Annotated in this window: 13 protein-coding genes; 3 read left to right on the top strand and 10 right to left on the bottom strand. The window is 42.5% G+C overall.

The annotated features are described in order from the left end of the window. Positions 1 to 40: 40 nt before the first annotated feature. Both HRT75_RS01120 and HRT75_RS01115 read left to right on the top strand, forming a co-directional pair. Complete coding sequence (locus tag HRT75_RS01120; protein ID WP_291182148.1) at positions 41 to 733, top strand: queuosine precursor transporter; 693 nt, start codon at positions 41 to 43, stop codon at positions 731 to 733. Between the two features lie 48 nt (positions 734 to 781). After that, on the top strand, positions 782 to 1,420 hold the full coding sequence (locus tag HRT75_RS01115; protein WP_291182146.1) for a LysE family transporter: 639 nt from the start codon (positions 782 to 784) through the stop codon (positions 1,418 to 1,420). On the opposite strand, the gene HRT75_RS01110 is transcribed toward HRT75_RS01115, so the two are convergent. Then, a complete protein-coding gene (locus HRT75_RS01110) occupies positions 1,413 to 1,652 on the bottom strand; it encodes a hypothetical protein (RefSeq protein ID WP_291182144.1) in 240 nt (79 codons plus the stop codon). The two genes, HRT75_RS01115 and HRT75_RS01110, sit on opposite strands and share 8 nt — an antisense overlap. A 196-nt stretch (positions 1,653 to 1,848) precedes the next feature. Next, positions 1,849 to 2,652 carry a DUF2797 domain-containing protein gene (locus HRT75_RS01105; protein ID WP_291182142.1) on the bottom strand — a complete coding sequence of 268 codons (804 nt, stop codon included), beginning with the start codon at positions 2,650 to 2,652 and terminating at the stop codon, positions 1,849 to 1,851. Positions 2,653 to 2,697: 45 nt separating this feature from the next. Between HRT75_RS01105 and HRT75_RS01100 the strand changes: the two genes are divergently transcribed. Further along, positions 2,698 to 4,212 (top strand): GH3 auxin-responsive promoter family protein, encoded by a 1,515-nt coding sequence (locus tag HRT75_RS01100; protein WP_291182140.1) that lies wholly within the window; start codon positions 2,698 to 2,700, stop codon positions 4,210 to 4,212. On the opposite strand, the gene clpX is transcribed toward HRT75_RS01100, so the two are convergent. From clpX to HRT75_RS01060, 8 genes are all read right to left on the bottom strand, one after another. Further along, a complete protein-coding gene (gene clpX / locus HRT75_RS01095) occupies positions 4,209 to 5,441 on the bottom strand; it encodes an ATP-dependent Clp protease ATP-binding subunit ClpX (RefSeq protein WP_291182138.1) in 1,233 nt (410 codons plus the stop codon). The two genes, HRT75_RS01100 and clpX, sit on opposite strands and share 4 nt — an antisense overlap. Positions 5,442 to 5,476: 35 nt before the next feature. Next, the gene (clpP, locus tag HRT75_RS01090; RefSeq protein ID WP_272832955.1) at positions 5,477 to 6,151 is read right to left on the bottom strand and encodes an ATP-dependent Clp endopeptidase proteolytic subunit ClpP; all 675 of its coding nucleotides are present in this window, start codon (positions 6,149 to 6,151) and stop codon (positions 5,477 to 5,479) included. A gap of 128 nt (positions 6,152 to 6,279) precedes the next feature. Beyond that, positions 6,280 to 7,602 carry a trigger factor gene (gene tig, locus HRT75_RS01085; RefSeq protein WP_291182135.1) on the bottom strand — a complete coding sequence of 441 codons (1,323 nt, stop codon included), beginning with the start codon at positions 7,600 to 7,602 and terminating at the stop codon, positions 6,280 to 6,282. A 78-nt stretch (positions 7,603 to 7,680) separates the two neighbouring features. After that, entirely contained in the window at positions 7,681 to 8,034 is a 354-nt protein-coding gene (locus tag HRT75_RS01080; RefSeq protein ID WP_291182133.1) for a phage holin family protein, read from the bottom strand. An 86-nt stretch (positions 8,035 to 8,120) separates the two neighbouring features. Then, positions 8,121 to 9,653: a G-D-S-L family lipolytic protein gene (locus tag HRT75_RS01075; protein WP_291182131.1), complete on the bottom strand. Its 1,533-nt coding sequence runs from the start codon at positions 9,651 to 9,653 to the stop codon at positions 8,121 to 8,123. Between the two features lie 24 nt (positions 9,654 to 9,677). Beyond that, on the bottom strand, positions 9,678 to 10,928 hold the full coding sequence (locus HRT75_RS01070) for an outer membrane protein transport protein (RefSeq protein ID WP_291182129.1): 1,251 nt from the start codon (positions 10,926 to 10,928) through the stop codon (positions 9,678 to 9,680). 105 nt (positions 10,929 to 11,033) lie between these two features. Next, entirely contained in the window at positions 11,034 to 11,798 is a 765-nt protein-coding gene (locus HRT75_RS01065) for an alpha/beta fold hydrolase (protein ID WP_291182127.1), read from the bottom strand. After that, positions 11,795 to 12,511: a pyridoxine 5'-phosphate synthase gene (locus HRT75_RS01060; protein WP_291182125.1), complete on the bottom strand. Its 717-nt coding sequence runs from the start codon at positions 12,509 to 12,511 to the stop codon at positions 11,795 to 11,797. Before HRT75_RS01060 ends, HRT75_RS01065 begins: the two co-directional genes overlap by 4 nt. Between the last annotated feature and the right edge of the window lie 68 nt (positions 12,512 to 12,579).

Raw genomic sequence — 12,579 nt, 5'->3', positions numbered from 1 at the left:
AAGATAATAACAGTGTTTATTAAAATCGTAACTTAGCTAAGTGAGTGATTCCATACCAAAAAACGGCCCCTTGGCCGATCGTATCTATCTGATTCTCGCCGCCTTGTTCATCACCTCTTTGGTGGTTTCTAACCTGATCTTTCAAAAATTTGTATCGATTGATTTTTTGGGGATTTACACCTTTGAGATCTCCGTGGGTATTTTGCCCTACCCCATTACATTTTTGATCACAGATATTGTAAGCGAGGTCTATGGGAAGAAGAAGGCGAATCAAATGGTAACCACTGGAATCTTTGCTTCTTTTTTCTCCTTAGCAATTGTCTGGACTGCCGATCATTTTAATGCCATCCCAACAAGTCCATTAGACAATGAGATCTTCACATTAGTCTTTGGAGCCACTGCAGTTGCTGTTTTTGCTTCCATGATGGCATATCTACTTGCACAATATATAGACATTCAGATCTTTCACTGGTGGAAGCGAATTACCAAAGGCAAACACCTATGGCTGAGAAACAACTTCTCTACCTTCACTTCTCAGTTTGTAGACACCTTTACGGTGCTTCTACTGCTCTGTAGTTTTGGCAAACTGCCTTGGGAGATCTTTACCAGTTTACTCATTAGCGGCTTCCTTTTTAAGATCTTAGTAGCGCTTTTAGACACGCCACTACTCTACGCTGGAGTATATTATCTCAGACATTTATTTGGCCTTAGAGGCAGCGAAGAATTGCGTTAAACTCATCTTTAGATGTAAGGTCTTGTTTTCATGCACCACTAAAAGGGCATGTTTATACTATATCTCGTCATCGGAGTTTTATTGGCTGGAATAGGCGGCGCCTTTCCTGGAGCGTCCAATATTGCTGTGATCAGCGCAGCAGCCAAAGGTCGTCAACGACAAGGCCAGCAAATTGCCTATGGCGCTGGTTTAGGCGAGATCTCTTTGGCTTTCCTTGCTTTGAGTTATAGCATGTTCGTCGCTGACTTCTTAAAGATGAATCCTTGGATCAAAGTCTTATTTGTTGGTGTTTTTTTGATTGTTGGGACCCTGTTTTTATTTAAACAACAACTTCCCAAACGCAAAAAGAAGTCCAATGAATCTGGAAGTATGAGTACAAGACTGCTTCAAGGTTACCTTTTGGCCGCTATCAACCCACCTGTGTTGTTATTTTGGTTAGTAGCAGTAGCTTTGGTCAATAGCAATTATGTGGAGCTGTCTGCAATGCTTGATTTGAGTTCTCTGCTTTTCTTTTTCTTCGGAGTTTTTCTGGGCAAGGTTGGAATCTTGATGATCTACGGATCTACGGGCAAACGCTTAGCCTCGAAAGAGACCAAAAAACGCAGTAAAGTTTGTTTGCATACCCTGATCGGCATTGCCTTAATTGGTATAGCCGTGGTGCAAGCCTTGCGTCTTTGGGTTATCTAAAGCGTTTGGCCTCAGCATCGTAATCCTCGTAAAAATCGTCAAAAGTTTTATCCGTGGTGTAGTCATCAGTCAAAACGCGATAAACCATCAATACCACAAACACCTGTCCGAGTACACTCAAATAAAACACCCAATTAAAAGGAAGATCCATTGTAACCATTATCGTTAAGGTTACCAATAGTAGTGTGGTGATCCACACCAAAGACATGGCGGAAAGTTTTAGTTTATTCATCTATTTAAAAATTTTTATTTCTCCGATAATCGAATAAAAATTATCTGTATAGATCAACCGCTTCGCTTTCGCACAAAAAATTTTATTATTCCGTCGGATATACTAGTAATTAAATTTGTTCGTGCTCATTTCATAGCCCTATAAAGAATAACGCTATCTCTGGCAAGGACTTATTAAAAAGCTGTTAAAGACAGTTTTAGGCGGTCACCCCCAACTCCAAGGCGACATAAAGCCCTTCATTACTGCGCACATTGAAAACCGTTTGGTCTTCAAAGATCAAGTATTGCCCTTTGATACCCACTAGGGTTCCTGTATAGGCTCCATCTTTAACTAAATTAAGGCTGTTGGGTTTCTCCGGATATTGCTGCACAGGAAACTCCAAATGCGTTTCCGTTTGCTGCTCCAAGACATACTCCTTGGCTTCCTCCGGTACTAAAGGCAAGAGTTTATCACGCCAATCGACAAGATCCTCGTCTTTAATATCATTTTTAAGCATGGCCCGCCAGTTGGTCTTATCACTCACCTGATCCTTTAAGGCAACTTCGGTGATCCCAGCCAAATATCTGTTGGGAACCTCCACAATAGCAATGGCTTCATGCGCACCTTGATCAATCCAACGCGTTGGCACTTGACTTTTACGAGTCACCCCAACCTTTACGGAACTGGAATTGGCCAAGTATACAATATGCGGCTGCAATTGCATTTTCTTTTCATACTCTAAGTCACGGTCTTCTTGACCTAAATGGGCTTTGCTGAGTTCGGGTTTGATGATCCAATCCGCAGCTTGAGGAATGGTGCTAAAACAATCATAACAGAAACCTTGTCTGAAGATTTTTTTGTCTTTGCCACAACTCAAACACTCATACTTGAGAAACTGCAAACTAATGCGCTTTCCCAAAAGTTGATTAACGTTGATGAAATCATTCTCAAAGTTCAAGAAATACTGCACGGGCTGGCCGTTTTGCGTCTTCATTTTTGTGAGTACTCCTGTATAGGTCATATGCTTAAAATTCCTATTTTTATTGCCTAAAGATAGCGCAAATAAATGCCAATACCGATTGTAAATTCTATTGCCTCCTGGTTTTTAAAAAAGCGGTTCCATCAGATAGAACTCTTTTTAAAATACCCCGATGAAGTGCAACGTGAACTGCTGAGCAATCTCTTGGTAAAGGCCAAGGATACGGAGCTTGGCAAGCGCTATGGCTTTGAAGATATCAAGGATTACGAAACCTTTGCGGCTCGTGTACCCATTAGCTCTTATGAAGATTATAAAGACCTCATAGAACGTTCACGACAAGGAGAATCCAATATTTTTTGGCCCAGCCCTATCAAGTGGTTCGCAAAGTCGAGTGGAACCACTTCTAGCAAAAGCAAATTCATACCGGTAAGCGGTGAGTCCTTAGAGAATTGTCATTATGCAGCCAGCAAGGATCTGCTCTGTATGTATTTGAATAACAATCCCGACTCACAACTATTTGTGGGCAAGAGTTTACGCTTAGGCGGGAGCAAGGAACTATACAAAAGCAACGGCACTGCCTTTGGAGATTTATCCGCGATCTTGATAGACAATATGCCTTTTTGGGCGGAATTCAGTTCTACGCCGAGCAGCGAGGTGTCGCTTATGGCCGATTGGGAGACCAAAATGCAAGCCATTGTCAATGAAACCATACAAGAAAATGTGACCAGTTTAGCGGGTGTACCTTCTTGGATGTTAGTTTTGCTCAATGAGGTACTGACTTCTACCGGAGAGAATAACCTCTTTGATATTTGGCCGAATTTGGAAGTCTATTTTCATGGCGGGGTGAGTTTTGAACCCTATGTGGATCAGTACAAACAGATCCTACCCAGAGATGACTTTAAATACTACGAGATTTACAATGCTTCTGAAGGATTCTTTGCCATTCAAGACAAGAATGACAGCAAAGACCTTTTGCTCATGTTGGACTACGGAATCTTTTACGAATTCATTCCGATGGACTGCTACGGTACTCCCGAGCAGCGCGTGATTCCTTTAGATCAAGTAGAAGTTGGAAAGAACTACGCTATTGTAATCACCACCAACGGCGGATTGTGGCGTTACAAGATTGGAGATACCGTTAGATTCACCTCCGTAAGACCCTATCGTATTCGAGTGAGTGGACGCACCAAACATCACATCAATGTCTTTGGAGAGGAATTGATCATTGAAAACGCAGAAAGTGCACTCAAAAAAGTGGCGGCCAAAACCAATTGCGAAATTGTAGATTATACCGCGGCCCCTATTTTTATGGAGGGACGTGAAAAAGGCGCTCACGAATGGCTCATCGAATTCAAAAAACCACCTACTGATCAAAAGCAGTTCACCAATTTACTCGATCAATACCTACAAGAAGTAAATTCTGATTATGAGGCTAAACGCTATAACAATACCACGTTAAACCTACCTACGGTTCACTTTGGACGTGAAAAGGTCTTCTACGATTGGTTGAAAGCCAAAGACAAATTGGGCGGACAACACAAGGTGCCTCGCCTGGCCAATACTCGCGATTATTTAGAGGAATTACTTCAGCTGAATGCTTAAGAAACGGCCTTGAGCTTTTTAATGGTTGACTTGTTGAGCTTTTTCTCTGCATACTCTTTAGTCACATGCAATTGACGGTCATCCGTACCCGGCATCTCAAACATAGCGTCTGTCAATACCGCTTCACAAAGCGAACGCAATCCACGAGCTCCCAACTTGTATTCAATGGCCTTATCAACCACGTAATCCAAGGCTTCTTCTGTGATCACAAAGTCAATCTCATCCATCTCAAAGAGTTTCTTGTATTGCTTTACAATCGCGTTCTTTGGCTCGGTAAGAATGGCTCTTAGGGTTCCTTTGTCTAACGGATCCATATGCGTCAGAACAGGAAGACGTCCAATGATCTCTGGAATCAATCCGAAGTCTTTAAGATCCTTAGGAATAATGTATTTAAGCAAGTTGTCACGCTCAAAGGCGTCGTCTGACTTAGAAGCGCTAAAACCAACCGCTTGCATGTTCAAACGCTTGGTTATGGCGCGTTCAATGCCATCAAAAGCTCCACCGGCAATAAATAGAATGTTCTCCGTATTGACTTCAATGAACTTCTGATCTGGGTGCTTACGCCCACCTTTTGGCGGTACATTCACGGTAGTTCCTTCTAGCAACTTCAATAAGGCTTGCTGGACTCCTTCTCCAGAAACATCTCTGGTTATGGAAGGGTTATCGCTTTTACGGGCAATCTTATCGATCTCATCAATAAAAACGATTCCGTTCTGCGCCTTCTCTACATTGTAATCTGCAGCTTGAAGCAAACGCGTCAAAATACTTTCTACGTCTTCTCCAACGTATCCTGCCTCAGTTAACACTGTTGCATCTACAATGGCCAAGGGCACGTTTAACATACGTGCCACTGTTTTGGCCATTAAAGTTTTTCCCGTTCCGGTTTGCCCAACAATGACAATGTTACTTTTCTGAATCTCGATATCATCATCCGTTGGTGGTTGCAACAATCTTTTGTAGTGATTATACACAGCCACAGACATCACCTTTTTGGTGTGTTCTTGCCCAATGATGTATTCGTCCAAAAATTCTTTGATGGCTTTGGGTTTCTTCAGCATGAGCTCCTTGGAAAGTTCAGCATTGCTGCTGTGGGTAGCTTCTTCTACCACAATTCCATGAGCCTGTTCTATACAGCGGTCGCAAATGTGCGCATCCAGCCCTGCAATAAGCAAGTTGGTCTCTGACTTTTTACGCCCACAAAACGAACATTCTAATTCTTCTTTAGCCATCTTTCTAGGTATTCAGGTAAAGCGTATAACGGCAATTATCCGCGGGTTAGTATTTCATCAATCATTCCGTATTCCTTGGCTTTGTCTGCCTTCATCCAGTAATCACGGTCAGAGTCTTGGTAGATCTTCTCATAAGTCTGGCCAGAATGCTTGGCGATGATTTGATACAATTCTTCTTTCAAGATCAAGATCTCACGGGCAGTGATCTCAATATCACTAGCTTGTCCTTGCGCACCACCTAGCGGTTGGTGTATCATGACACGAGAGTGGGTCAATCCACTGCGCTTGCCTTGAGCTCCGGCACAAAGCAATACGGCTCCCATAGAAGCAGCCATTCCGGTACAGATCGTAGCCACATCTGGCTTGATGAACTGCATGGTATCGTAAATACCCAATCCGGCGTATACACTCCCTCCTGGAGAGTTGATATAGATCTGAATGTCTTTAGAGCTGTCTGTACTTTCTAAGAACAACAATTGCGCTTGAATAATATTGGCCACCTGATCGTTGATGCCTGTTCCCAAAAAGATGATGCGGTCCATCATCAACCTGGAGAATACATCAAAGATCGCAATGTTCATTTGACGCTCTTCAATAATGTTTGGAGTTAGACCAACCGGATACATGCTGCTCACGATCTTATCGTAATAAGTAGAGCTGATCCCTTGATCCTTTATAGCAAAGTTTTTAAATTCTTTTCCGTAATCCATGTAAATGGGTTTGATTTTTAAACTAAACTGTGTAAGAGAAAATCAATTATACAATTTAGTTTTGATTGACAAAAAAAGGCGTGAATCCTCACGGATTCGACGCCTAAAGATAATTAAAATAAGCCGGTTTAACTGTAGGCCTCTTTTACGAAGGCGTCGTAGGTTACCTCCTTAGTCTTTAATTTTGCATTTTCCTTAAAGAAATCAAGCATTTTCTGACCGTTTAGCTGCTCTTGCAAACGCTGAACTTCTTCTTGGTTGCTCATGATACGAGCCGTGATGCCATCCAATTCTTCTTGAGACGGATCCATTTGACCAAACTGAGCCATTTGCGCTTTAATCATGTTTTGCGCGTAGTCTTTCAACTCGTCAAAAGTCACTTGCAAATTGTGCTCTGCACGCAGTTTGCCTTCAATCAATTGGTAACGCAAACCTTTTTCAGTGCGCTCGTATTCTGCATTGGCCTCGTCCTCAGAAAGCTCTTGCTCTCCTGCAACACGCAACCAACGTTTTAGGAATCCATCAGGCAGATCGAATTTGGTGTTGTCGATCAATGAATCAACCACATCGTTCAATAATTTTTGATCCGCTTGTTGCGCAAACTGACGCTCTGCGTCTTCTTTGATCTTTCCGCGAAGTTCCTCTTCTGACTTCACTACGTCCTTTCCGAAGAGTTTGTCAAACAGCTCCTGATTCATCTCAGCTAGCTCACGGGTGTTGATCTCGTCAATAGCGAACTCCACTTCAACGTCAAGTCCTTTTGCATCGTCAGAAGACACTCCAAAAACTTGTTGGTTTTGGAAATCGTCTTTGAACATAGACTTGGTTTTAAGAGTAACAGTCTCTCCTGCTTTTGCTCCTAATAATGCTTTTTGCTGACGTTTTCCGTCAACGCGATCTAGCGATAGTGTAGTTTTATTGTCGATTCCAGCTTCTTCATTTTTGAACGTACCGGTGATCTCTGCATCTGCAACAACCTCAGCTTGGCTGATCAATTTTCCGTACTGCTTGCGAATGCTTGTTACTTGGTTGTCGATCATTTCATCATCGGCAACGATCTTGTATTGAGTAACGGCTTTCTTTGGAGCCATATTTACATCAAACTTAGGAGCAAGACCCAATTCAAATTCGAAGTTGAAATCGTCTCCGTCCCAATTGATGTCGGTCTCATTTTTTGGAAGAGGGTTTCCAAGTACCTCCAATTTCTCTTCAGTAAGGTATTTGTGCAAGGAATCCTGAAGCAATTTGTTTACCTCATCGACCAAAACGGCCTTCCCATACTGACGCTTAACCATGCCCATAGGCACATGTCCTTTTCTAAAGCCAGGAATGTTAGCGTTCTTTCTGTAATTGTTTAAAATGGTTTCTACCTTGTCTGCGTAGTCCTTTTTCTCGATCGCCACTGTTACTACGGCGTTCAAATCATCAATATCGGTTCTGCTGATGTTCATAATGTATTTTTCTCTGAAAATCGGAGTGCAAAACTACGACTTTTTTAAGCCATCAGCAAGGGAAGCAAGACTTGATTATCAGGCCTTTGGTTTTTCTTCTTTGACCAGGGAATTGACAAAGGCTTGCAAGAAGGAAAGCAAGATACTGAACAGTACCGCCCACCAGAATCCATCTACCCTAAATCCATCGAGCATCTCACTGGCCAGCAAAACAATTATGGCGTTGATCACAAAGAGAAATAAGCCCAAGGTAAGTATCGTCAGCGGCAAAGTAAACAAGATCAATAAAGGTTTTACAAAAAGGCGTAGGATCGCTAGAACGACCGCAACAATTATCGCTCCCCAATAGCCAGAAACAGATACTCCGGGCAAAACATTAGCCAGTATAAGAACCGCCCCAGCGGTTAATGCGATTTTAATCAGCGTGTTCATCAATTTGAAAATTTGTTTGTGCTCATTTCATAAAAAAAAGCGTTACCCGAAGATAACGCTTTTTATCATGTGATATTTAGATGGTCTTAATCGTTACTCAAGGTAATAGTTCCGAAAGTTCCGATATCTACCTTTGGAATAGTAGCTCCGTATTTGGCGTTGATCGCATCAATGATCAAGTTTGCCGTGTAAGCATATCCTCGTGGTGTTGGGTGAACCCCATCCAAAGAAAACGCTCCTCCAGTTACAAACTCATTGGTCAACATTACTCCGTTGCTCATCACTCCTCCGTTAGCCACTTGTGCCAAAGCACTTCTAGCATCTACAAGGGCAATGTCATTAGCAGCAGCAATACCTTCAATTGCGGCATTGTAAGCAGCTCCAGCAGCAGCAACACGTGCTTGCTCTGTAGCAGTCAATACAAATTGGTTTGCTAGAGGTACAGATACCCCGTTGATCGCTGTAGGATCATCTCCAACTTGAGTTCCTAAAACACCAGCCGCAGTAAGAACGATCAAGTCATTCTCATTTGCCTGACGCAATTGCCCAAGCAATGCAGCAGTGGCAGGATCCAAGTTAGCAGGAGGTCCTTGAAGGATCGTAGTAACATCAGTAAGGTCTGTATCCACAATGATTGGCGCATTGCCCAATCCAGCTTCAAAAGTAACTACACGTGAGGAAGCTTCTTCTGCACTAATGATTCCAAAACTAACTAGTGTTGGTAATACGATGTCATTGTAAAGCGCAAAGTTCGCATTCAATGCAGCAGCAGTAGCCTCGTCCAGTGGAACCGAGTTTACAGGTACTGTAGTAAAGAATGGAATAGAAGTTACATCAGGAATATTCAACACAACTCCTCCAGATCCACCAGCAGCCAAAGCCTCTACTTCTTGGCTAAATACAGAAGCAAAAACATTAGGGTCAGTGATATCGTTTGGTCCATAAGTTGTTGGATCCAAGTTTCCAAGTTGATCTACACCAGAACCACCGCTAGTCGCGTAGCTCAAGATATCGTTGTTTCCGATCCACAAGCTAAAGAAAGAAGGGTTCAAAGAAGCTGCATCTCCAACAACAGTTGCAGAAGCGTTAGTGGCGATACGAGCATAGTAAGGGTTAGCAGTTCCTGTAAGAACTCCGTTTACATCTCCGTATCCAGGAGCCACCAAGTGGAAACTCTTTGCACCAGGAATACCCATATTGTTGAATGGGCTAGCTAATCCGTTAGCAACGTCAGTAGTTGGCATACCACCTAGAACAGCAGGTCCTAAGTTACCTTCAGCATCCGCAGCTAAAACAAAACGGTTTTGAGAAATCTGGTTTCCGCTTAAAAGCAATCCACCCAAATTATCGTTCATCAAAGGCTGAGTGAAATCTCCACCTCCAGCTAAAGCAAATTGGTTCGCTAGAATGTTCGGATAAGAGTTCTCTTGTCCTGTGATATAAAGTGCACCGTCTGCAAAACCAGCAGTAAGGGAGTTACCCACGGCCACAAAACTTGACATATTGGCTTCACCAGTAGTGTAAAAGCCTTCGTCAGTGATCGGTTCTTCAAATTCAACTTCACAACTTGCTAGGAAAGCTGCAGAAGCGACAAATAAATATTTAATATATGTTTTCATATGGCTTATCAGATTAAGTTGTGATTACATTCTATAAGAGATTCCAAGACCTGGAATGAAAGAGCTCGACTTGTAAGTCCCTCCAAATGGAACGGCAACACCATCCTCAAAATAGAAATCGTAAGAAGCATCAACTTCTTTAAATCTCAAATAAAGGAAAGAAGCGTCGATCTGGAAACGATCACTCAAGTTGAAGGTCAAACCAGCAGTGTACCCTTGTGAATCGTTACGAGGAGTTTCCGGAGCGAAGAATCCGTCCTGTACCGGAGACTCATCAAAGTAGTAACCTGCACGTAAAGTAAACTTAGAAGTAGCTTCATACTGCAAACCAAAACGGTAAATAGAAGCATTCTTATAGTTTCTACGGTTGAATGAGTCCGGAATGTTAGGATCTGCAAAGTCAATATCTAATGAATTGTACACATCCCAGAACGCACGGTTGAAGTCAAAAGCAAACAACCACTTGCTGTGGAATTGGTAAGAGAAACCAACGGTCAATTCTGCCGGAAGTGGCAAGGACGCATCAAAAGTAGTATCCGCAAAAGGAGTCAAAGGTGAGTTTGGTACATTCTCAAAGTCAGCCTCTCCGCCTTCAGCGTCTAGAATAATTTCTGAACGGTAATTGAATCCAATATTGATCTTATCAGTTGGTTTGAACATCGCACCAATAGTATAACCCCAAGCATTAACACCAGAAGCATCAACAGTAACGTTTGTTCGGTTGCCGTCTAAGTCAGATAAAGTTCGGTTCAAGTTTCTGTTGAAGTTTACAGAACCAGTCACGTAAATAGGTCCACCACCGATACTCAACTCGTCAAAGATCTTTACAGAAACCGTTGGTTGTACAAAGATCGCAGCCAACTCAATGTTGTTCACTAAGTGAGATCCTTCCCAGTCATTCGGATATTCAACAGAACTACCATAAGGCGTGTAAACACCAAGACCAAAGGCTAACCAGTCGTTAGCTTTGTAAGAAGCATACAGATAAAATGGAGTTCCAACAGGGCTATCAGTCTCTGTGGAATATCCGAATTCTGCATTCTGAAATTTTACATCAGCGAAAACACCAGAAACACCAGCAGAGATGTTCAGTTTGTTTTCCAGGTAGACCATACCGGCAGGGTTAAAAAACACCAATTCGGCACTGTTTACGACTGCCACACCCGTGTGTCCCATAGCCAGAGATTTCTGCCCCTGAAGACTCACACGGTATCCACCTGCATAAGTCACCGCCGCAGTCAACGCAAAAACAGCGAAAATGAGTAATTTTTTCATAAAAAGGGATTAAAAAATTAGATTGTAGTATTAGTTCAATTACAAAGGTAGTTCTTTTTAAGCACTACCTATTTATTATGCATACATAATAAATGTTGTGCAATGTTATAAAAAATCTATAACATTTTGGTAAAATTCCCTAGGATTTTCGGCATGTAGCCAATGTCCAGCGGCGGAGACCTCATCGATGATTGCCGCAGGAAAATGTCTTTTAATCATGATTTCATCCACAGGAAGTATATAGTCTGATTTTGCACCTTTAAGAAACAAACTCGGTCCATCAAAGCGTGCCTCAACTGCCAAAGGTTTGCCCACTTCTTCAATATGCTGCTTCAAAGCGGGAAGGTTCATCCGAAGCCCCAAAACACCTTTATCAACCCAGTAGAGATTCTTCAATAAAAACTGTCTCACACCGGGTTCAGCAACGTATTGACTCAGCAGCTCATCCGCTTGAGAACGCCCTGTTAATGAGGCTTCCCAAAGAACGGTCAATCCGTTTAATATAGCCTGATGGTGCTGTGGATAAGCTTTTGGAGCGATATCTGCATCGATCATTTTAGACACGCGCTGCGGATTTTGCGTAGCGAATTCCATGAGCGTTTTTCCGCCCATAGAGTGCCCAATAAAACTGGCCGATTCAATTCCATAATGGTCCAAATATGCGAGCAGGTCTTGAGCCATTAAAGCATAAGAAAATCCGGAATCGTGAAAGCTGCGCCCGTGGTTTCTTTGATCCACCAAATGCACCTGAAATCCAGCTTCTGCAAATTTATTGGCCAAGGTCTTCCAATTGTCTCCCATGCCTAAAAAGCCGTGAAGAATGATCAAAGGCTGTCCCTCTCCGACAATTCTAGAGTGCAATAAACTCATGATTGTAATTTATGGATATACATATTCACCACATTTTCTAAGCCTAAGTACAAGGATTCTGAGATCAAGGCGTGACCTATGGATACTTCTGCCAAATGTGGAACCTCTTGCGCAAAGAAGGCAACATTATCTAGGGAAAGATCGTGTCCTGCATTAATTCCCAAACCAAGCTCGTGCGCTAACTGAGCGCATTCAGCATAGGGTTTAACGGCTTGCTTATTCCCCTCACCGTAACCACTGGCAAAAGCTTCTGTATACAACTCAATTCTGTCGGTACCAACCTCGGCAGCTCCTTCAATCATGGCTGCAACAGGATCCACAAAAATGGAAGTACGCATGCCTTTGTATTTGAATTCTGCAATGATCTCTGTAAGAAAATCTTTGTGCTTTACCGTATCCCAACCTGCATTTGAGGTTAAAACGTCCACGGAGTCAGGCACCAAAGTGACTTGCTCAGGCACCACTTCATTGACCAAATCCACAAAGCTACCTACCGGATTCCCTTCAATATTGAATTCCGTGTGAACGAAAGCTTTGAGGTCACGTGCGTCTTGATAACGAATATGACGTTCATCGGGTCTTGGGTGAATGGTAATCCCATGGGCTCCAAAATCTTGAATATCTGAAGCAACTTGAAGCAAGTTGGGCACATTACCCCCTCGTGCATTACGCAGGGTGGCAATTTTGTTAATATTTACGCTTAATCGCGTCATGGCTTAATATTTGAATACAAAAATACGAAGATGATAAAGGCTCATGCTCCTTAAAATTGATTAATTTG

This window comes from Gilvibacter sp., from assembly GCF_013214815.1.
Taxonomy (GTDB): domain Bacteria; phylum Bacteroidota; class Bacteroidia; order Flavobacteriales; family Flavobacteriaceae; genus Gilvibacter.
The sequence above is the reverse complement of the archived record's forward strand: the minus strand, read 5'-3'. Positions and strand labels throughout refer to the sequence as shown.